19 protein-coding genes and 2 pseudogenes are annotated in these 19,887 nt (G+C 37.5%); 19 read left to right on the top strand and 2 right to left on the bottom strand.

Annotated features, from left to right (window positions below; genetic code table 11):
- The first annotated feature begins 115 nt into the window (after positions 1-115).
- From ACFSCZ_RS10870 to ACFSCZ_RS10835, 8 genes are all read left to right on the top strand, one after another.
- Entirely contained in the window at positions 116-577 is a 462-nt protein-coding gene (locus tag ACFSCZ_RS10870) for a MarR family winged helix-turn-helix transcriptional regulator (protein ID WP_380773957.1), read from the top strand.
- Positions 578-1,038: 461 nt separating this feature from the next.
- Positions 1,039-1,842 carry a lincosamide nucleotidyltransferase Lnu(B) gene (locus tag ACFSCZ_RS10865; protein ID WP_380773956.1) on the top strand — a complete coding sequence of 268 codons (804 nt, stop codon included), beginning with the start codon at positions 1,039-1,041 and terminating at the stop codon, positions 1,840-1,842.
- Between the two features lie 356 nt (positions 1,843-2,198).
- The gene (locus ACFSCZ_RS10860) at positions 2,199-2,771 is read left to right on the top strand and encodes a TetR/AcrR family transcriptional regulator (RefSeq protein WP_380773955.1); all 573 of its coding nucleotides are present in this window, start codon (positions 2,199-2,201) and stop codon (positions 2,769-2,771) included.
- 300 nt (positions 2,772-3,071) lie between these two features.
- Complete coding sequence (locus ACFSCZ_RS10855) at positions 3,072-4,505, top strand: DHA2 family efflux MFS transporter permease subunit (RefSeq protein WP_380773954.1); 1,434 nt, start codon at positions 3,072-3,074, stop codon at positions 4,503-4,505.
- A 282-nt stretch (positions 4,506-4,787) separates the two neighbouring features.
- Positions 4,788-5,240, top strand: a complete 453-nt coding sequence (locus ACFSCZ_RS10850; RefSeq protein ID WP_380773953.1) for a GNAT family N-acetyltransferase — start codon at positions 4,788-4,790, stop codon at positions 5,238-5,240.
- Between the two features lie 168 nt (positions 5,241-5,408).
- Complete coding sequence (locus ACFSCZ_RS10845; protein ID WP_380773952.1) at positions 5,409-5,852, top strand: VOC family protein; 444 nt, start codon at positions 5,409-5,411, stop codon at positions 5,850-5,852.
- A gap of 689 nt (positions 5,853-6,541) precedes the next feature.
- A complete protein-coding gene (locus ACFSCZ_RS10840; RefSeq protein WP_380773951.1) occupies positions 6,542-7,102 on the top strand; it encodes a YkoP family protein in 561 nt (186 codons plus the stop codon).
- 43 nt (positions 7,103-7,145) lie between these two features.
- Positions 7,146-7,412 (top strand): hypothetical protein, encoded by a 267-nt coding sequence (locus ACFSCZ_RS10835; protein ID WP_380773950.1) that lies wholly within the window; start codon positions 7,146-7,148, stop codon positions 7,410-7,412.
- A gap of 450 nt (positions 7,413-7,862) precedes the next feature.
- Here ACFSCZ_RS10835 and ACFSCZ_RS10830 read toward each other — a convergent pair whose 3' ends face one another.
- A complete protein-coding gene (locus ACFSCZ_RS10830) occupies positions 7,863-9,560 on the bottom strand; it encodes a NucA/NucB deoxyribonuclease domain-containing protein (RefSeq protein WP_380773949.1) in 1,698 nt (565 codons plus the stop codon).
- Between the two features lie 438 nt (positions 9,561-9,998).
- Here ACFSCZ_RS10830 and ACFSCZ_RS10825 point away from each other — a divergent pair, with 438 nt between their 5' ends.
- From ACFSCZ_RS10825 to ACFSCZ_RS10780, 10 genes and pseudogenes are all read left to right on the top strand, one after another.
- The gene (locus ACFSCZ_RS10825) at positions 9,999-10,613 is read left to right on the top strand and encodes a GNAT family N-acetyltransferase (RefSeq protein ID WP_380773948.1); all 615 of its coding nucleotides are present in this window, start codon (positions 9,999-10,001) and stop codon (positions 10,611-10,613) included.
- A gap of 77 nt (positions 10,614-10,690) precedes the next feature.
- The gene (locus ACFSCZ_RS10820; protein WP_380773947.1) at positions 10,691-11,050 is read left to right on the top strand and encodes a TetR/AcrR family transcriptional regulator; all 360 of its coding nucleotides are present in this window, start codon (positions 10,691-10,693) and stop codon (positions 11,048-11,050) included.
- 474 nt (positions 11,051-11,524) lie between these two features.
- A pseudogene (locus ACFSCZ_RS10815) lies at positions 11,525-11,959 on the top strand (potassium transporter TrkG); the annotation flags it as partial.
- A 769-nt stretch (positions 11,960-12,728) separates the two neighbouring features.
- A complete protein-coding gene (locus tag ACFSCZ_RS10810; RefSeq protein ID WP_380773946.1) occupies positions 12,729-13,118 on the top strand; it encodes a BlaI/MecI/CopY family transcriptional regulator in 390 nt (129 codons plus the stop codon).
- A complete protein-coding gene (locus tag ACFSCZ_RS10805) occupies positions 13,115-14,914 on the top strand; it encodes a BlaR1 family beta-lactam sensor/signal transducer (protein ID WP_380773945.1) in 1,800 nt (599 codons plus the stop codon). The genes ACFSCZ_RS10810 and ACFSCZ_RS10805 overlap by 4 nt, the downstream gene beginning before the upstream one ends.
- Positions 14,915-15,392: 478 nt before the next feature.
- On the top strand, positions 15,393-16,193 hold the full coding sequence (gene blaOXA, locus ACFSCZ_RS10800) for a class D beta-lactamase (RefSeq protein WP_380773944.1): 801 nt from the start codon (positions 15,393-15,395) through the stop codon (positions 16,191-16,193).
- A gap of 334 nt (positions 16,194-16,527) precedes the next feature.
- On the top strand, positions 16,528-16,671 hold the full coding sequence (locus ACFSCZ_RS10795; RefSeq protein WP_380773943.1) for a hypothetical protein: 144 nt from the start codon (positions 16,528-16,530) through the stop codon (positions 16,669-16,671).
- Positions 16,672-16,673: 2 nt separating this feature from the next.
- A complete protein-coding gene (locus ACFSCZ_RS10790; protein ID WP_380773942.1) occupies positions 16,674-17,585 on the top strand; it encodes a WD40/YVTN/BNR-like repeat-containing protein in 912 nt (303 codons plus the stop codon).
- Positions 17,578-17,934 carry a hypothetical protein gene (locus tag ACFSCZ_RS10785; RefSeq protein WP_380773941.1) on the top strand — a complete coding sequence of 119 codons (357 nt, stop codon included), beginning with the start codon at positions 17,578-17,580 and terminating at the stop codon, positions 17,932-17,934. Before ACFSCZ_RS10790 ends, ACFSCZ_RS10785 begins: the two co-directional genes overlap by 8 nt.
- A gap of 30 nt (positions 17,935-17,964) precedes the next feature.
- Positions 17,965-18,432 carry a hypothetical protein gene (locus tag ACFSCZ_RS10780; protein ID WP_380773940.1) on the top strand — a complete coding sequence of 156 codons (468 nt, stop codon included), beginning with the start codon at positions 17,965-17,967 and terminating at the stop codon, positions 18,430-18,432.
- A 585-nt stretch (positions 18,433-19,017) separates the two neighbouring features.
- Here the strand turns inward: ACFSCZ_RS10780 and ACFSCZ_RS10775 are convergent.
- Positions 19,018-19,587, bottom strand: a pseudogene (locus ACFSCZ_RS10775) (WYL domain-containing protein); the annotation flags it as partial.
- Between the two features lie 95 nt (positions 19,588-19,682).
- On the opposite strand from ACFSCZ_RS10775, the gene ACFSCZ_RS10770 reads away from it, so the two are divergent.
- The gene (locus ACFSCZ_RS10770) at positions 19,683-19,865 is read left to right on the top strand and encodes a hypothetical protein (protein ID WP_380773939.1); all 183 of its coding nucleotides are present in this window, start codon (positions 19,683-19,685) and stop codon (positions 19,863-19,865) included.
- Positions 19,866-19,887 lie beyond the last annotated feature (22 nt).

Below are 19,887 nucleotides of genomic sequence, written 5' to 3'. Positions count from 1 at the left end.
AAAGGGAGCTATCCATATGATTTTTTCAGATGATAAGACATTGATAAATAACTAAAAATAGGCTATAATTAATTTATCTCACGAGATAAAAGAATATTACAAGGAGAATGAAAAAATGTCAACAAACAAAATTTCAAGAGATCAATTATTGACTACCCTTCACGATGAATTACGGGTTAATAGCACAGCAACAATTATGTTCCATCAAACAATTGCGGCTAAATTGGGGTTGAATTCTACAGACCATAAATGTCTAGAAGTCATTTTTAAGCATCAGCCAATTACTGCCGGTCAACTTTCTGTTTTAACAGGACTGACAACCGGTGCAGTTACCGGAGTAATTGACAGATTAGAGAAAGTTGGATTCGTTTTTCGAGTTAAAGATCCCGAGGATAAAAGGCGTGTAATTATTAATGTGCAACAAGAGAAAGCAGAACAAGAAGTACTTCCTCTTTTCAGTTCCTTTGGTAAAGAAATGAATACAATGTTGTCAAAATATAATGATAAGGAAATTCAAATCATCATTGATTTTGTTAAAAATAGTAATCGCGTTCTCCAGGCATTTATGGACAAATAGTATCTCTCTTCAGCTTGAATTCCTTCATTTGAAGAAACGGAGGAATATGCTTCTACGAACAAATTATGAGCGATGGTTCCACTTATAAGGATTTTTATTGAAGATAGGGTTGCTGCGCATTACGATAACAATATGCAGTAGCCTATTCAAGAATCGGGCCAGATTGTTGAATAACATTCGGAATAGTGTTAGAATTTTATTTACTAATAATCGAGAGGAATGATGGGTGGACAATGGATAACTAACCTAATTTTTAACATTTGAAATAGTAATTTCAGATAATAAAACTTAGGATTAGTCTGCCCATTTTTCTATATACTAAATAGATGTGATGCTAACTAGCTGTAAGGCTAAATAGCTTATTTGAGTACGGTAAAAATGCGTTTTGACTAATCCTTCCATAATTGTTTGGGAGGTTTTTTTATTCTCCCTAAAATAAAGCTAAGAAAGAGGGATTCGAATTGTTAAAACAAAAAGAACTAATAGCCAGGGTTAAGCAACTTGTCGAATTTGATGAACGAATATCTGCTTGTATGATGTATGGCTCTTTTACCAAAAGAGAGGGAGACCAATACTCTGATATAGAATTTTATGTATTCCTAAAAGATAATACAGTTTCCACTTTTGATTCAGCAAGATGGCTATATGAAGTCGCTCCTTACTCATTACTCTACCAAAATGAGTACGGTACGGAAGTGGTAATTTTTGAAAATCTGATACGTGGCGAATTTCATTTTCTTTCCGAAAAGAACATGAATATTATTCCCTCGTTCAAAGAAACAGGTTTCTTTCCTGATACAAAATCAATGTTCATTTATGATGAAACAGGACAATTAGAGCAGTATATATCAGAGTTAGGTGGTGCAGGACCAAACAGATTGACAGAGGAAAACGTTAATTTTTTGTTGAATAATTTTTCTAACCTATGGTTAATGGGATTTAACGTTCTCAAGAGAGGGGAATACGCACGTTCGCTGGAACTATTATCACAATTTCAAAAAAATATAATACAACTCATTCGAATAGTGGAAGAAAACGCTGATAATTGGCTCAACATGACCAAAAATCTTGAAAAAGAAATTAGTCCTGAAAACTATGAAAAGTTTAGGACTATTACTGCTCGTTTAGAGGAATCTGAACTACACGAAGCGTACAAAAATTCTTTGCTTTTCGTTATGGAACTGCGTAAACTCCTTGAAAAACGATATCAATTAACCGTTAGCAATGACCTTTTAGAGAAACTGTTACACTATATGAACGAATAGTAAAGTCCCTTATCGTGCTAAAGAGTACGTTAGCACGATAAGGAAAATTCTTTTATATTAAGATATTCTGCAATCGGGCGCAATTCTTGAAGAGGAATTGTACCTTTTTCAGTAATAGGGCCATATTCTTGAATAATACTTGGTAGTTAATTTGGATATTTATATGAATAAGTAGAGATTGTGAAGGAATGTACTTAAAGTAACGAAGCATGTTAGTGAAATAATATGGATATTTTCATGTTAAATGTATTTTTTTCATGGGGCACGCTTATAACATAATGGATATAAAGCCCTAGCAATCATGATGACTTGGGAATAACTTGAATTTAATCGAACGATCATTTATTATTGGGTGTATGAGACTTAAAGATGAAAATAAAATTGAAAGCATTTTTAATGCAGCGATCCAGTTGATAAATGAACATGGTTTATCGGGAACTTCGATGTCCAAGATTGCGAAAAAAGCCGGATTATCTGCTTCAACGATTTACGTTTACTTTGAAAACAAGGAGGATATGCTGAATAAATTATATTTGAATGTCAAAAAGAACATGAGTCAAGAAGTGTTTTATAATTACGATGACTCTATCTCGATACAATCGGCTTTCGAACATACGTTGAAAAAGTTTATTAACTTTATTTTGACCAATAAAGAAGAATTTTTATTTCTTGAGCAATTTTCAAACTCACCTCTCCTTCATATGTTGTCTCGAAATGAAGGAACAGAATTGTTTGAGCCGATCTTTAGCTTATTTGAAAAAGGTAAGAGTCAAAATGTTTTCAAACAAGTGGATTCGAACCTGCTCCATATGTTCATGTTTAACCCTGCCATACAATATGTTAAAGATTATTTGGGCGGGAGATGTGAATTAAATCAGGATGACATAGAGAAAATTATTCAAATGAGTTGGGATGCCGTAAAAGCCTAAAAATACATTAACACTTCACGAGGGAGCGATAATTAACTCCATTCCCTCATTTTTTATGGTTTAATTTTAATCGAATGTTCGTTTATTATTATACACAAAATAAGCGAAACTTGGGTGTAGTTTTTTGAAAAAAATTTTGGGAGGTATTTTTTTATCTGAAACAGCGAAAATCGAAAATCAACTTCAGAATATTAAAAATAGATACCAAATTATTAACTTGACCCTTGCTTTTTTGTAAGCACCCTAGAAAGGACAAAATGGACTTTTGTTCTTAAACCACTATTAATTGGAGGTGTTCTCATGTCGACTATTGCGACAAAACAAGAAAAACAAATAATTAGAAAGACCCTGATCTTGATTTCATTTTTAATTGCCGCGTTCATCGGATTATTTAGTGAGACAGCCTTAAATATGGCACTTAGAGACTTAACGCAGATATTTAATGTTAGTTATCCCACGGTTCAATGGCTGACAACAGGCTATCTATTGACCTTGGGTATGTTAGTTCCTATTTCCGGTTTTTTAATCCAGTGGTTCACTACTCGTCAATTATTCATTGCCTCATTGGTGTTCTCCATTGTCGGAACACTAGTCGCAGCACTAGCTCCAAGTTTCGGCATATTACTACTAGCTCGTGTTATTCAGGCAATAGGCACTAGCCTGATCCTACCCCTTATGTTCAATACCATTCTATTGATTTACCCCGTTGAGAAAAGGGGGGCTATAATGGGTATAGTAGGGTTAGTCATCATGTGTGGACCAGCGATTGGACCAACGATGTCGGGTTTATTTATTGAATATCTCAGCTGGCGGTGGATTTTCTGGGCATGCCTACCACTTTTAATCATTTCTATACTATTAGGTATAAAGTATATGGCAAATGTCTCTGAGACCACTAAACCTAAACTTGATGTTCTATCCATTATTTTATCAATCATTGGTTTTGGTGGAATTGTTTATGGCTTTAGTAATGCAGGTGAATATGGCTGGGCCAGCACGCTCGTTATTTCCACTATTACAATAGGCATTGTAGCACTTGTTATTTTCTCTATCAGACAATTTAAATTGGATCAACCGATGCTTGATTTGCATGTTTTTAAATATCCTATGTTTACTTTAGGGATATTATCCTTAATTATCATCTTTTTGATACAGATGTCATCTCTAATTTTGTTGCCATTATACTTACAAACAGGGCTAGTGTTAACTGCTTTCTCTGCAGGGTTTGTGCTTTTACCGGGTGGTGTTCTGAATGGTATTCTCTCACTATTATCGGGGCGGATTTTTGATAAATATGGTCCAAGAGTGTTAATTATTCCTGGATTTATCATTCTTATCGTCACGTTATGGAATCTATCAAACGTCACAACAGAAACATCTATTATCATGGTGATCATTATGCACGCATCGGTACAGATTGCAGGTGGGTCTATGGTGTTTATTGCTGCCCAGACGAATGGACTTAACCAACTCCCCCAAAACCTTTACCCTGATGGCAGTGCTTTGATGAATACTTTGCAACAAGTATCTGGTTCCATTGGTACAGCTCTTGCTATTACCATTATGTCGGCTTCTCAAAATACTTACTTGAAAAGTGTGAAAGATCCATTAGACCCTGCTGCAATAAGGGTTTCATTAACCGCCGGTATTCAGGATGCCTTTCTGTTCAGTATAATACTTGCTATCGCTGGTCTAATTATAGCTATCTTTATAAAATCATCGCGCGATAGATAAGAACACTTTATAAAGTAGTGTTTCCACTATTCATAAAAGAGAATATAAAAGCAAGAATAAAGAGTTAGTGAAAAAATGTACTTAACGGGTGCGTTACTTTAAGAAGCATTAAGTGATTTTAGGACTAATGCTATATTAGTTTATTCATATAAAGGGCGCTTTTAAGGAGTAAGAATTGCACTCTTTCTTTTGGTATTGGGCCAAATTGTGGAATAAGTAGGAGGTTAAATAAGCATTTCGAAGTAATGAATAAAAGAAAAGTTAAATGGTGAGGTGAAGAAAATGAAGCTCAATTCTGTAAAAGAAAATCCTGAGTTTATGGATAGAGCAGTTAGATATTTTCAAAGTAAATGGGCAAGCGAACAAAGTATGATGGTATATGAAGACTGTATAACCCATTTTACTAATCCCTCTAATCCTTTGCCACAATGGTATTTATTGTTGGACGATGATAAAATAATTGGCTGTGCGGGTCTTATTACAAATGATTTTATTAGCCGTATGGACTTATATCCTTGGGTGTGTGCCTTATATATAGAAGAGGAATACAGGGGAAATGCTTATGGTACCATTTTATTGGAAAGAGCGAAGAAAGACGCAAAAGAAGGCGGCTTCAACTATTTATACCTATGTACAAATCATATCGGTTATTATGAAAAATATGGATTTGAATATATCGGTACAGGTTATCATCCGTGGGGGGATAGTTCTCGTATATATAAAACAACCTTATGATATTCCATTAAAGGGCGCCATTATTGAGTAATGGTGCTTTACTTTATTATCGGGCCAGTTAACGGAACAACGTTTTCAGGATAAATAAAAGATCCAATCTTAAAAGAGGAAAGTTTATGACTTGTCGAACTTCCTCTAAGGTGCATACTTAAAGGAGTTGATGTCTGTATGAACAGAATAAATCTCATTACCTTAGGTGTAAGAGATATTGGGAAATCGCTTAAATTCTACCGCGACATCGGTTTTGAAGCATCGGTCACAGGAGACGAAGAAAAACCTGTCATTGTGTTCTTTAAAAATGAAGGATCAAAGTTAGAGCTATTTCCGCTTGAAGAATTGGCAAAGGATATCAACGAAGAAAATCCTCCAGAATTGTCAAAAGGGGGGTTCTCGGGTATCACTCTTGCTTATAATGCAAAATCTGAAACTGAGGTTGATGATATTCTTCAATCAGTAAAAAAAGTCGGTGCCCAGGTTGTTAAAGAGCCGCAAACATTATCATGGGGTGGATACGGAGGTTATTTTATTGATCCTGATGGTTATTATTGGGAAGTTGCTTACAGCTCAAACTGGGAATTTGATGACTCAAACATGCTAATCATTAAAGATTAGATTTAAATTACACATTTATTCAACAGCTAATGGCTGACACCTATTTACAATTGAAGTACAGATTTTCAATTAAAGGGCGCTTTTCTTTAGCAAGAGGGTTTCCTTTTTAGGTTGAGCCAGATTGTTGAGCAGCATTGTCATTGCATAAGTAGCGTTAGGTTGGTAATTTGTTGTATTCCTTTAAAAAAAGGGAGATTTTTACTTTGTAAAGGGTTAAATAAAATTAATTAGACGATAATGATACTACCCTTTTTTTCATATGTTATGGCACCCCTCCCCATTTGGGGAGGACTTTTTCGTGCGTAAAAATCCTCTCTACCAGGGATGAAAGTCATGGGGTTTTTTATACATAAGCTCGGCGCTAACGGGGCCTTTTAGCCGTACAAGCAGGTATGACGGAAGGGCATGAGTTCAGTCATATAAAAAAAATATCTACTTTTTCACAATGAAAATCCTCATCATATTTCTCCAATTGAACTTTTATACAGTCTGTAATATGAATGGCCCGAAGTTATTTGCAAAAAATGGCAAAAATAAAATTTTATGCATGGAATTCCCCCTTCTTTAAATTAGTTTGTGAAATAAAAGCTGTATCATCCTACTGTCCTTGAATTTCCAATAATATTTTGCACGTTTTTTATCAAAATAAAATTGACCTCCATATATATAAACTCTTAAGGGGAATTGAAATGAAAAGTATATACATCAAGCAATTTTGCATTTCTGGATGGAGCATGATTGATCCAATATATTTCCATTTCACACGATTACACCATGTTAAAAAGAAATGTGGCATAAAGACCATTATGCGTGTACGATTGACTAGATATAAGGGGAGAGATGTCGTTTTATCTGATGGAACAGAGATATGTAAGAATGACGTACTTTTAAAAGTTCATTTGCACAACGTCAAATTATTAAGGGAAATCATGAAGTACAATAGTGAATTAAGAAAAGCAAAAATCGTTTATTCAAAAGTAAAGGATTCTCTCCCTGCAGTTGCTGATTATATTCAATTGAGTAGGCTTGATGGTGAAATTAAAGGCTTGATCGGGATTACCGCCCTTTATAAAGGTTGTAAGAGACTGGGCTTTGAACCACACCCCATAATAAATCCTGTATATAAAAAGCTTAAGCAAACATCCCTGCTGCCGATCAGCCTTCTATCTTCAAACAAACAATCAAATCTACCTGTTCCAATGTATTTGTTTATGTCAAAGGACACACTTTTTGAAAAGTATGGAAATTAATAAATCCTTAAATTCTTACTGAACGGAAGCAACGAATCATTTCTTGTCAAAATATTACTTTATTATTTCAAACAGTAATACGCAAGCTATAGATGCTCAAGGAGCAAACTGCTATGAGAAGGGTGAGAAGTTGAAAATGAAGAACAACATTCAGGTATTACCAATTGTAGCTTCTATTGGTATTGGTGCTGCTGCTTATAGCATGATGACCGGGCGTGGTGGGCAACTTCAAAATATGATGCCACAGTTATCTAACATGGGCAATCAGGGAGCATCCCAGCAAAAGCAATCAACTGGAACAAGTTCATAATAAAAAAAAGACAGTTAGCTGAGAATTTTTAGTTAACTGTCTTTTTGGTGCGTCCAGTATCAAGTCCCGAATTGTAGTCGTCCCCTTACTCGATATCATTTTGTTCCAGGTGCCGGCTGATCCTCCTGATAGACAGTGCCTATGACCTTCATCATCACAACCTGAAGAACCCCAGATCACACAGTGTCCTAGATTTTACCTCATACGAACGCCTATATAATTATATGGTGAATAATCAGGAAGAGTAATATCTAAATATTGCTTTTTTGAAATGTTTAACTTTACTTGGGTTTTTTATAGATAAAAGCTATTAAAGAGAAATGTAGTATTTCTTAAATTAAAGTGATAACGTGATGTTGAAATAGTAGGATTGAGTCCAATCCATTAATGGTAAGAAAAAGGCTGTCCTTTAAGTGTCACATACTTAAAGAACAGCTTCTAAAGTTATTTTTATGGGATTGCATAAACTTCGACAGTGAAGCTCTCTCCATTCGTATTTTCCGGTCTGGCAATATAAAGATCCTTGCTAGTTTCGATTTCTGTTTCCGATCCGTCCTGGAGGTCATTGAAAATGGTTTCATCGATGTCGAAACTGATGTCTTTCATGACATCGAACTTGGCACCAGTTGGTCCATCAACGATTTTCCACTGTAACTTGGTCGCATATGAGGGTATGTTCTGAATAGAGAAGTTATCACTGGAACGGTTATCCTGACCGTCTTGTGGCTGGCCTTCAGAACGAATCGTCGCAATTTTCTCAGGGGCTTCGACCTCGACGTGGAATTGGTCTCCGTCTAGTATACGGTCATACGCGTACCAGGTACCTAGCCATGATCCTGCAGCCTGATTGGAATCACTTGAGATAAGTCTCACAGAAAAATTGTCCGATCCATTCGTCGAGGAGCCTTCCCAGGTGGATCTGAACGGATACTCGTCACAATCCTTGCCGGTCCGATCCTCATTTTTGAATTCCTGGTTACAAGTACTTCTTGTTTTTGACTGGTTGCGGTTGTATTCCTCCGGATGGCGTTTCGAATACATCCGTGTCAACGTGCTGTGCCCCACACCACCAGGTATAATCTTTTGAGGCTTCTCCTTTTCCAGTTGAGGCTTCGTCTGTTCCGGGTGATCCATCGCAAACTTCCAATGCTGGCCGGCTTCTTTTAACATCGAAAATTCCGGCTTAGTGATCGGAACATTGAAGACTGGTGTGGCTTTACTAAATACAGCCCCTTGCCAGAAATATTGTTCAGGGAAAGCAAACATGTATCTTGCAGAATCGTAACGAATGGTCTGTTTAATGCCATCAATGCTTTTTTTGAATTTCCTTGGTGCATGTGTAAGGGTGAGTTTTGGCCAAAATTCCATGTACCCTATCCGGTCAGGGTTGGCATCAGTTGCTGGGGGTGCTTCTGAGGTGAAAATTTCGGTACCGAAGTTCTTGTTTTTCCATTGGGCGATTGTTCGTTCCGTCGCTGGATAGTCTGGATCCTCTTGACAGTCGCCTGCGTTTAGCTTGGATTCACATACCATATCGATTTTCAGCTTGGCTCCGTTCAAGGATGGATGGGTCACGATGATATCATCAAGTGTATAATAGACCCTCATTTTCCGGCTTTGGTTGGAGCCATAGCCTATTTCAGTGAATTGAAATTGAACGCCTTCGTTAATACAAATACCGCCTATGCATTTTACTGGGACTTGATATGATGCAACGTGGGACCAGCAGAAGGAATACCGGTTCTTGATATATCCTGTTTCTGAACTACTGTCTGGATTTCTCTGGCATTCTTCTGTTGTCAGGATATGGTCATAGTCAAATTCAGGTGGTGTCCATCCGGCCATCGTCTTGATTGGAGGCGCCATGTTTGCTCTATAGGTTGCGTTACTTTGCTGGTCTTTTTTCATCAATTCATCTAATGTCTGGATACCTTCTTTTTTCTGGATTCGAGCTTGCTTGATTCCAAGCTCTCTGATGGACTTTCCCTGCTGCATTAGTTCTGTTGCCTTTTCAATCTTTTCCTTGTCATTTGGGAGCCAATAACCTCCGCCATCTGTATAAGACTGTGCTTGCAACGGTGAAATCATTCCCATGACCAAAAACAAAATTGTTACAGCTAAAACAATTTGTCTATAAAACCTGGACATCCAATCCCTCCCTTATTTTTTGATTTGGAATAAAATGTTGTCTTACACAGATGGAAGGGTTTACCCTAGCAAACAATAAACCAGATTCATTACTTCGATGACATCCAAATCGCTCATATAATACCACACAAAAAAATATTTACAATATATTCCAAGTGAAACATGACCAATAACCTACAATAATTCACAGAATAATTAGCGTATTAGGTAAAATGGGTAGTATAAAGAAACCTTTTATTCATAATCAACAATAGGGTGCGTAAGTTCAATTAGCTATTGGCAGTAATCATTATCTTGATCATCCAAAATTGGGCGCCATTCCAGAGTAAGATTTTTGCTCTTCTTTATTGAGGGAGATTGTGGAATAGGATTGATACCGTAGTCTTCGGTTATGAAAATGAACATATACATTCATTAAAAAGGAGAGTAATATTATATATGGAATCTGAAAATTATAAATTTACTATTGTAAAAGCAGACCAAGTGGATTTTGATGTGAGGAAACAAATGTCTGAGATTTTTTCGGAAGGGTTCTCACAATGGCTCGTTTTTTTTTCAAAGGATAAAAATAAAATTGCAAAAGCTTTTGCTCATATGTTTGTTTTGAATCAATTTTATGTAGCGATAGCTAATAATAAAATTGCTGGAATGACAGCATGCACGGATGGTACCGAAAGATCGGTTCGATTAAATAAAAAGGAATTAAGGAAGCATCTAGGATTTTTCAAGGGAAGCATGGCAGGGATCTTTCTAAAGAAGGAATTTGAAGCGCCTTTTGAAGAATTCCCTCCCAATACAGGGTCCATTGAGTTTGTTGGAACAGCTTCAGAATTTAGAGGACAGGGTGTAGCTTCTCAAATCATAAAGCATATCATTGAAAACACTCCGTACAATGATTATGTCATTGAAGAGGTTGCGGATACGAATACTTCGGCAATGAACTTATATAACAAATTGGGATTTGAAGAGTACAAAAGAAAGCCTCTTCCAAAGATTAGGGCTAAGAAAATTGGAATCAATAATTTTTTGTCTTTGAAATATGTAAAAAAGTAACATATCTTTCTTTAAGATAATGGAATAAGCAAACAGGAGGGAGAATTCCTGCCTAAACTAAAGAACAATATGAGGCAATGAGAACTGCTACTAGAAATAAAATCCATTCGGCTGCAATAAAACGATTCGCTATAAAAGGCTTTGCTACAACCAGTATTCAGGAGATTGCAGTTAGAGGAGGCATTAGCATTGGACTATTGTACCGTCACTATAAAACCAAGCAGGAATTGTTTAATGATCTCGTATTATATGCTGGAAAAGGATTAGAACAAATGATTAAAAAGTTTCAAAACGGATCGTCTCCAACTGAACTAATTGAACAATTTACGTTGGAAGTTTTACATGATCTTGAAAAAGATAATGAATTTGCACAATTTCTCATGATCATGCATCAGTCCTCTATTATGGAAGGCCTTCCTCACAAGTTCAATATTTAAATATTCAGAGTGAAGAGATGTTAAAACAAACTGCTCGTCTAATTGAAAAAGGTCAAGAACTTGGTGAGTTTAAACATGGAAGTCCTACAGAAATGGCATTTTACTATTTTGCATCCATACAAGGATTAGCGATGATAAAACTTACCATGAGTGAACGGTTATTAATCTAAGTCCTAAAATAGTAACATCGTTTTTAATAAAAGAGGATTATCGTAATTGAAGTAAAATATTTGTAGATGGCTTTAGTAAAACTATATATTCCTTTTTAGATACTCAATAATCGGGCCCACTTATTGAATTAGGCAGTGTCCCTTTTCTTTTATCGCCATTTAATTGAATAACTTTTTGATGATTAATTTATGGAAGTGAATTAGGTTCTGAAAGGGGTTGTTGTATCGGGGATGAATAGTAAGGACTCAGATATTTTTATTTGCAAAGTTAACGATATTTCTCCCCCAGGAAACCTGCATTTGAGGGGCATCCCCCAGCAGTGCTGGCGGTGGGATAAGAACCACCACGTTTACTGTGATGCTGCTTACTATTTACAACTATGCACTTGGGAATAGAACAATAAAAATATTCAAAAGAGAGATCGATGTAGAAGATATCATCAGGTCATTCATCGTTTTCACAACTGGTATGATCCTGTGCAGTGTGGCAGTTATCATTCTTGCGTGCATTGAATCTGACTTTTCCTTAATGGAAATTATATTCGAAGTTTCCTCTGCTTTTGGCACTGTTGGCCTTTCGCTTGGTATTTCACCGGAATTAAGTACTGGTGGGAAGATAGTGATCATGACTTTAATGTTTATAGGGAAAATCGGGATGTTTACCTTCTTATTTTTTATGGGAGGAAAACCAGATAAACATGCGTATCACTATCCAAAAGAGCACATTATTATAGGATAAAAAATGTACAAAGGTAATCCAATTACAAAGGGATAAAAACAGTAAATTAACATATATAAATGCAATAATTGTATTGAAAATCCTTTTCTTCTCGAATGAGGGCGTTAGTTCAAGAGGAAATAGTACATTTATATCACTCCTACCTATAATTGTTTCCGCCGGAACAAAATTTTCTTCTCGAAGGGCTTTTTATTTTAACTTTTTGTGCTATAATAAACCCAATTACTACAATTGTAGTTTTGTATCTGAAGAAAAGAAGGAAAAGCCTATGTATATAAGAGATAAACGTAGAAAAGGGAGGATCTGTCCATACTTTATTCTGTTATTGATAGTTTAGCAGGGGCCGGTGGTTTTGGTTTATTGTTCATAAGAAAGACAGCAGACAAGCTCGGGAAGCAGCAGAGAGACAAGCAGTATGAGAAATTAGTTGTTGTACTTGAATCATCATTACTCCTTCCCTTTGGTTATACTCCAGAAGAAGTCACCCATCGCATTTTTAACGGGGGAAATATTGATAGCATCCGGCTTCCAAGATAGACCGGCATGAGCATGTGCTTTCCTATCGGTTAAGCATTACCTCCTTTAGGGACCCTGGAGAAACTAAACTTTCATAAAAACATGACAAAAACAGAAGGCCATTATTTAGTGAATTGGGGCCCCTTCTTTAATTTTTCCCGGGATGGAAGGAAATGTACGTTTTACACTTTAGGCTATAGACCCCGCTTGTTATAATAAATACTACCTATGGATAATAGCAGGAGGGTTTATGATGAAAGAGATTCCACAAATATCGGAAGCAGAGTATGAAGTGATGAAAGTGGTATGGAAATATGAGCCAATATCCACCACTGAAGTTGTGGAGAAGGTATCAAGAGAAATCGATTGGAAGCCAAATACAATCCAGACCATGCTTTCACGCCTCGTAAAGAAGAAGGCTTTGCAGACGAGAAAACATGGGAGAGTATTTGTCTACACTTCCCTAATCAAAGAGGATAAATACGTGGAACAAAAAAGCAAATTATTTCTTAAACAATTCTTCGATGGGACCTTAAATTCCATGGTCTTAAATTTTATAGAAAATGATCAACTGTCAAAGGAAGATATTTCTGAATTGAGGAAATTATTATTAGAGAGGGAAGGGAAAGAAGGGAAAAAATGATGACAACCTTTATACTCCGGCTTTTAGTAAGTGCGACAGTGGTTTCCCTCTTAATTATAACCATCCTGTTGACAAAAAAGTGTTTGAAAGAACATATGTCCAAACAAACACATTATAAAATTTGGTATTTTCTTTTCGTCCCGCTATTGACTTCTCTATTCCCAGGCAGCGTTTTCCCGCTTACAGAAATATACCAACGTGCTAAAGGTTTGTTTTTCATGAATAACTCCTATCCCTTTCAACACGAAAAAATAAGCAGTTTGAATGAATCGCACGGGGCTAATGTCGTTTTATTGCATGATTTCGCCATATCTGTGAACAAATCAACGCCAGACTTCGTCTATTATCCCTTTCTTACTGTGTGGATGGTTGGAATGATCCTGCTCATTGGGGTAGCAATCTATGGCAATTATCAAATCTATCAAATAAAAAAGTCAGCGATTCCGATTAACAATCAAAAAATAAATGAAATGTTAGAGGTATGCAAAGAAGCTGTCGGAGTAAAGAAAAAAGTATGGCTAAAAGAAACATCACTTGTTGCCTCTCCTGTGACGTTCGGACTGTTGCAACCCTACATACTCTTACCAAAGAATACACGGGAAGAATTCTCATTGAATGAGCTAAAATATGTTTTATTGCACGAATTAACCCATCAAAAAAGCAAGGATGTACTTGTCAATTACCTAATGTTGCTATTGCAAACCGTTTACTGGTTCAACCCATTCGTATGGTGGGCCTTAAAACGAATGAGAATCGATCGAGAACTGGCTTGCGATGCCTCTGTTCTAACGATCCTGGATGAGAGCGGATACATTGAATATGGCCATACTATTATTCATTTTGCCGATAAAATAAACGGCCGGGCATATAGCCAGCTTGCCTCAGGACTGGGGGGCACAAAAAAACACATCAAACAAAGAATTCAGAGCATTGCCAATTACACCGCAGATTCTCATTCGTTGAAATGGAAAGGCAAAGGAATCTGTACGGTTCTAGGGATTTTTGTAATCTGTCTGCTGCCTCTTACCGCTGTGATAGCAAGTCCGGACGATGTATATCATTTTCATGCGAAAAATACGGTGTATGAGGATTTAAGTTCTTATTTTAAAGGATATCATGGCAGTTTCGTTTTATATGACGCTGATAAAGAACATTATCAAATCTATAATCGGGAAATGAGTGAACAGAGGATTTCGCCTAATAGCACCTATAAAATATATTCCGCATTATTTGCTTTGGAAAAGAACGTGATATCTCCAACTAATAACAAACTGGTTTGGGATGGAACCGCCCACTCGTATAAAGAATGGAACAGGAATCACAATTTATCAACTGCTATGAGCAGTTCGGCCAATTGGTATTTCCAAGAGCTCGATCAAAAAGTAGGAAGAAAACAACTGCAGTCATATTTTCATAAAATAAAATATGGGAACGAAAATCTGTCAGGAAACCTGGACAGTTATTGGATTGAATCCACATTAAAAATATCCCCGGTTGAACAGGTACAGCTATTATATGCAATGGAGGAAAATGGATTTGGCTTTAAACAGGAAAATATTCGTGCGGTAAAAAATGCAATCTTTATCGATGAGCAAAATCATAGCAGGTTATATGGAAAAACTGGAACCGGGATGGTAAATGAAAAAACTATCAATGGCTGGTTTGTTGGCTTTGTTGAGAAAGACGACCGTACCTATTATTTTGCTGTCAATATTCAAAATAAAAATGGACAGGCCAACGGACGAAAAGCTGTAGAAATTGCCCGTCAAATATTACAAGACAAACATATTTACTAATTGCAAAGCAAACCCAAAAAGGTCGTTCTCCTTTTTGGGTGTACTCTGCATCAAATACTACATTTGTAGTTTTTGGAAAGGGATCGATACATTCAATTTAGATTGAAGGTGATCGGTTAACATGAATCAAAAAATAAAAATTTCAACAACCATCCGAACATGAATCTTTTTTTGGTCTTCTTGCTCTTTTGTCTTCTCATCGTAAGGGCTAGGTTTTCTTGATACCGGATTTATAGTTTCAAATGCCAATTAGGTTATTGCCTTCTAATCATTTTCAAATATAGAAAACAAAGCTTAACAGTTGTTGGATTTCCTTCTGAAAGGAGGTGAGGAGGCCCATATGTTTTGGATATGGAAGAGAGGAGGCAAAACTGCAATCAGGGGTGGAGAAAAAATATGGAGCATATTGGAAAACCAAAAAAATGGATGGAATCAGTCTCCCGTACCAGGTTTGCGATAAAAAAAAGGAGGTTTTTTAATGAAGAAGTATGTGGTTGCTATGATCCTTTTACTGTCAGTTATGCCATTTGTATTAGGAACCGGAACAGCGATGGGGGCAGAGAAGGAGAAAGCCAAGGAATTGGATGCCAAGGAGTTTTTTGATGGGAAAGAAGGTACTGCAGTACTCAAAAATCTGAAAACCGGCAGTGTTTATGTTTACAACAGGGAGAGGGGAACAAAAAGGTATACTCCCGAATCAACATTTAAAGTGCCAAATGCGCTAATTGGGCTGGAAACAAGTGCAGTTAGGGATGAATATGAAGTCAAACGCTGGGATGGAGTCGTCCGGAATTTCGATAACTGGAATCGGGATCATTCATTGGCTTCCGCAATGAGAGAGTCAGCCATTTGGTTTTACCAGGACATGGCAAAGGATATCGGAGAAACAAGGATGAAAGAGTATATCAGAAAGATGCATTATGGGAATGAGGATATAACCGGAGGAATTGACTCTTTTTGGCTGGGCAGCAGCCTGAAGATTTCTGCATATGAACAAGCCGCTTTTATTGAAAAACTGGTCAAAGAAGAACTTCCCTTTGCTGAAAAGCAACAAAAAACAGTAAAACGAATGATTGTCCAGGATGAGCAGGATGAATATACCCTATACGGAAAAACAGGGACCAGGCTTTCAGATATGGGGCTAGGCTGGTACGTGGGTTTTGTAAAGTCGGAAAAAAATACGTGGGTATTTGCCGTGAATGTAAACAGTACAGGAACAGAAGCCAAAAATATCACCCTTGATATTTTAAAGGAAAAAAACATTATAAAAAAGAAATAGGGTTTCGTCTATTGTTCCAATTAATATTGACTAAACTAAAGGCAAGGGTAAAAACGGAAATCTAAGAGTACTTAAAAAGAGGCCAATTGTCTCGCAAGTAAAATCGATTCTTGAAGCGGCAGCGGTCTGTATGAAGGCATCGTGGAAATTATGGAGCCCGATGGTGATGCGACAGGATGTACAGTTATCCAGGAAGGTGAACCAGTTTGCTTGAAGAAAAGGAGAAGGCCCACCCATAGACTAATTATGGAGAAGGTATCCCTACACGCCATTCAAGCGCGGGAATAAGGCCATGGATTTGAAGTTGGCTTGGAAGATTTTTTGGAGGGTCCTAATGGCAGAACAAATGCCCTACAAATGCCTCCGCCTGAAAGAACTGCATGGGTTTTTCCAAGTGCCCGATGGAAGACATTTGACTGGGGCTGTTGTTCGACAGCCTCATTCTTTTACAACGGGAATTATCTTAAAGGAGATTTGAAATTGAAATATCTTATTTTGGGCATAGCCATATTTATACTAATTGGACAAATCGCCGGGATGATCTTTTACCACCTGCCTACCAAGCATACGGTCCCGCAAGGATATCAAACAATCCCAAGAAGGGAGGAACCCCCTGTAGAGCAGTCCCTACACGCTGAAGAGAAAATCGACTATTCCTTACAAAATGACGAAGTGAACGTCACTTTTGATAAAGGCAAGAGCTGGATTCATGTTCCGATTGAAAAAGAAGAGCTGTTTATGGGCGAGTATAATGGCAATAAAGAGGATCTTATTGAGAACAGCTATGTCTTTTCTGAAGAACGTATCGCTTTCCTGTATTATCATGAGCGTGGTCCAGGGAATAAACAAGTCAAGATATTGTATTCATTTGACCAGGGAAAAAATTGGGAAGAATCAGTCGTGACGGAACATTATCCTTTCCTTCGTTTCCGGAAAATTGCGTTCTTGAAGGACCGATTTGGATATGTCATTATTTCAGGTGACCGGTCGATGTCCCAGGAAACGTCCACGGTCTTTTTAACGTATGACGGAGGGAAGAGTTGGAGAGAGACAAACAGTTCAAATATTACAAGATTAATAGCGGATGGGGGCTTTGTGGACCAGGAGACCGGATTCTTATTGCACGGAGGCGTGAACCCTGAAAAGCCGGAACTTTATGTGACACATGATTCCGGTTCAACTTGGAGCGAAGCCGAAATCCGTATCCCGAAGAGATATCATAAAATTTTTGTGACTGCCGAAACGCCCTTTAAGGAAGGAGCTCAACTGGCATTATTAGTAAACCAGGGACCTGGCGGCGATTATAAAGGCGGAAAAATAAAAGGAAAGTTCCTATCGGAGGATCTTGGGAAGACGTGGGAGTTTTCGATGGAGGTACAGCCACATGAATAAGAACATCCAAAAAATTGGGGGATGGGTTTCATTTTTTCTCGCCATTGGCCTTTTCGTTTTGCAAATTGTATTCTTGTTTTTACATGCTCGATTCCAAGTGGAATATAGCGATGGCCGTTTTTTCTATTTGATTAATATTTTCAGTACCGTCTTTCTTGGGCTGGCTATCCTCCTCCTGACTCAAATAGGTAAAAAGCAGAGGCTTTTCGGTGGAGTGGCAATAGCCTCATGTGTTTTAGCCAATGGAATTCTTCTCGCAGTGGATGTGGCAAAGACTAGAAACATCATCAGCATTTCTCCAAATTTCAAGCATGTAGTATCTATCAAGGAAAACAAAAAGACAGGGTAGGCAACCTTCTATCGTACGTATTATCATATTTTGGCACGCCCGAAGGAAAAACTGTCTTATCCAACAAACGGTGATTTTAAGGTCAAATGGATTACCGGAGACGTAGCTGCGGTAACGTACTCTTCGGCTGATAATTCGATTCATCAATACGTAGGTACCTATGGAGACCGCGGAGACAGAAGCTATTATTATGTAGGTCCGTCCATCCAGGGGCGTTGGTCGGGTGAAGACATAGAGGTCATCAGTAATCAAGGCGGGATGAAGGTGATCGTGAAGGGAAGCGTGGATGAATTTGAGTGGAATGAGCTTGTTCAGTTTGGAACGTTGGCGATTGTATTGACCAAAAACGGGGAAGCGGCTTGGACGATTGCTCTAAATGAAAATTTTGAAATCCAATCTGAATCACTCGTACCGCCTATCGGGGACATCAGCATTTATAAAGCGACCATGGAGAAAAGTAAGCCGGTTATATTGAAATATAGGGGCCCTGAAACTTAATACCAACTATTGAAAAGTGGAATAAGATATGCGGTTGTTTTGCACAAGTTATAAGTCTTTATCAGGAACTCTATTAATTTATATATATATATTCACGATATTTTTGTTGGCTAGCAGGTATCAGCTTATTGATGCCTTTGAGATTGTAAGAATACAGTAGTTTGTCCATTTGGAGTTTTGGTTTCTTTCCGTTCTAAATAATCGGTAAAATTAACCCATAAAAGGATGGCTAATACTTAGGTAAAACACGTAGGTCGGGAAGTTCCAAGTGCTTCCTGAACATACTCTCTAATCTGAACGAGAGCCCAAGCACTTATACAATAGATGACCATTCAAAGGCAGTTTAACTAATATATTCTCTAGGATAAAAACACCAGTCTTAGGCTGGGAAGGCGTAGAGAAACCCCGACAGCCTTATTGGTTTGCCCGGCATGGATATACCAATAAGTTTTCAACAAACGAGCTAGTTGGAATAAGACTTCCAACCAAAAATGTAAATTTAGGTTTATATATATGTTAGATTATGAAGTATAGTACTTAAAATAAAGGAAATTCGCATTTAGAAAAATTAAAATGGCCACTGCCTTATGGGCAGTATAATTTTAATCTCTCTTGTAAAACTTCTAAGACTTCTTCGGGTATTTTCCTGACCTTGATATCCCCACCTAAGAAAAGTAGCCAATTTATTATTTCGTTCAATTCTTCGGAATTATTAACATTCATAAAAGTTTTAAGAATGGCTGTGGTTTGGTAAGGATTCGTATAGGAAAGTGAAACTTTTAAAGGATGGTATTTCTTAAACTGGGCAATCGCTTTAGGGCCTAGTTCGAGAACAAGGTTGATTGCTTCTTCCTGTTTACTTAGTTTTTCTAAAATCTTTTTGTTACTTAATCTTTTTTTCGTCGTGTAGGGTTCGATATTGGTGAGTTGGTCAACAGGAAATATTTTCTTCTTTTCTGCCTTTAAGTCAAAGCCTTCAATCAGCCAAAGACTTTTTTCACGATATAGGTGTAAAAGATAAATTGGATAAGACTTTATTGCCTTCTCCTCTTTAACGGTAATCAATAAATAGCTATCCAGAAGAAGGATTTCGATGAGTTTTTCTAACATGGGATGAGGGAGGTCCGAAAGCTCAAGCAGGTCGGGATTATTGGGAGCGTTATCCAAGGTACATAAGAGACCAGCTTCAGATTCTTCAAAGGACCGTAAAGAACTTTCGGCCGTTCATCCAGCCAGCCCTGAATGTTTGTATGGAGAAGGGCCTGTGGAGCGCCAACGACTTTCATGACGTGGCAAAGCACCTGGCCAGAATCCAAGGGCATCAGGACACAATCTCTGATATTCCGGGATCCGGGGCCATTTCCGAGTATTACAACGAAAAAGCTTCCGTCAGGGAACTGGATGGCTACCTGAAGATCTTGGGAGGTGCCTGAGATGGATTTTTCAGTCGAAGAT

Source organism: Siminovitchia sediminis (assembly GCF_042680885.1).
Classification (GTDB): domain Bacteria; phylum Bacillota; class Bacilli; order Bacillales; family Bacillaceae_C; genus Siminovitchia; species Siminovitchia sediminis.
Note: the sequence above shows the minus strand (reverse complement) of the source record. Positions and strands in the feature narration are given on the sequence as shown.

Bases quoted from the DNA above. Each gene is read 5' to 3' on its own strand.
- ACFSCZ_RS10805 (WP_380773945.1), top strand. From the start codon at position 13,115: ATGATGACAACCTTTATACTCCGGCTTTTAGTAAGTGCGACAGTGGTT.
- ACFSCZ_RS10810 (WP_380773946.1), top strand. From the start codon at position 12,729: ATGAAAGAGATTCCACAAATATCGGAAGCAGAGTATGAAGTGATGAAA.
- ACFSCZ_RS10855 (WP_380773954.1), top strand. From the start codon at position 3,072: ATGTCGACTATTGCGACAAAACAAGAAAAACAAATAATTAGAAAGACC.
- ACFSCZ_RS10820 (WP_380773947.1), top strand. From the start codon at position 10,691: ATGAGAACTGCTACTAGAAATAAAATCCATTCGGCTGCAATAAAACGA.
- blaOXA (WP_380773944.1), top strand. From the start codon at position 15,393: ATGAAGAAGTATGTGGTTGCTATGATCCTTTTACTGTCAGTTATGCCA.
- ACFSCZ_RS10840 (WP_380773951.1), top strand. From the start codon at position 6,542: ATGAAAAGTATATACATCAAGCAATTTTGCATTTCTGGATGGAGCATG.
- ACFSCZ_RS10860 (WP_380773955.1), top strand. From the start codon at position 2,199: ATGAGACTTAAAGATGAAAATAAAATTGAAAGCATTTTTAATGCAGCG.
- ACFSCZ_RS10845 (WP_380773952.1), top strand. From the start codon at position 5,409: ATGAACAGAATAAATCTCATTACCTTAGGTGTAAGAGATATTGGGAAA.
- ACFSCZ_RS10825 (WP_380773948.1), top strand. From the start codon at position 9,999: ATGGAATCTGAAAATTATAAATTTACTATTGTAAAAGCAGACCAAGTG.
- ACFSCZ_RS10870 (WP_380773957.1), top strand. From the start codon at position 116: ATGTCAACAAACAAAATTTCAAGAGATCAATTATTGACTACCCTTCAC.
- ACFSCZ_RS10850 (WP_380773953.1), top strand. From the start codon at position 4,788: ATGAAGCTCAATTCTGTAAAAGAAAATCCTGAGTTTATGGATAGAGCA.
- ACFSCZ_RS10795 (WP_380773943.1), top strand. From the start codon at position 16,528: ATGGCAGAACAAATGCCCTACAAATGCCTCCGCCTGAAAGAACTGCAT.
- ACFSCZ_RS10770 (WP_380773939.1), top strand. From the start codon at position 19,683: ATGGAGAAGGGCCTGTGGAGCGCCAACGACTTTCATGACGTGGCAAAG.
- ACFSCZ_RS10785 (WP_380773941.1), top strand. From the start codon at position 17,578: ATGAATAAGAACATCCAAAAAATTGGGGGATGGGTTTCATTTTTTCTC.
- ACFSCZ_RS10830 (WP_380773949.1), bottom strand. From the start codon at position 9,560: ATGTCCAGGTTTTATAGACAAATTGTTTTAGCTGTAACAATTTTGTTT.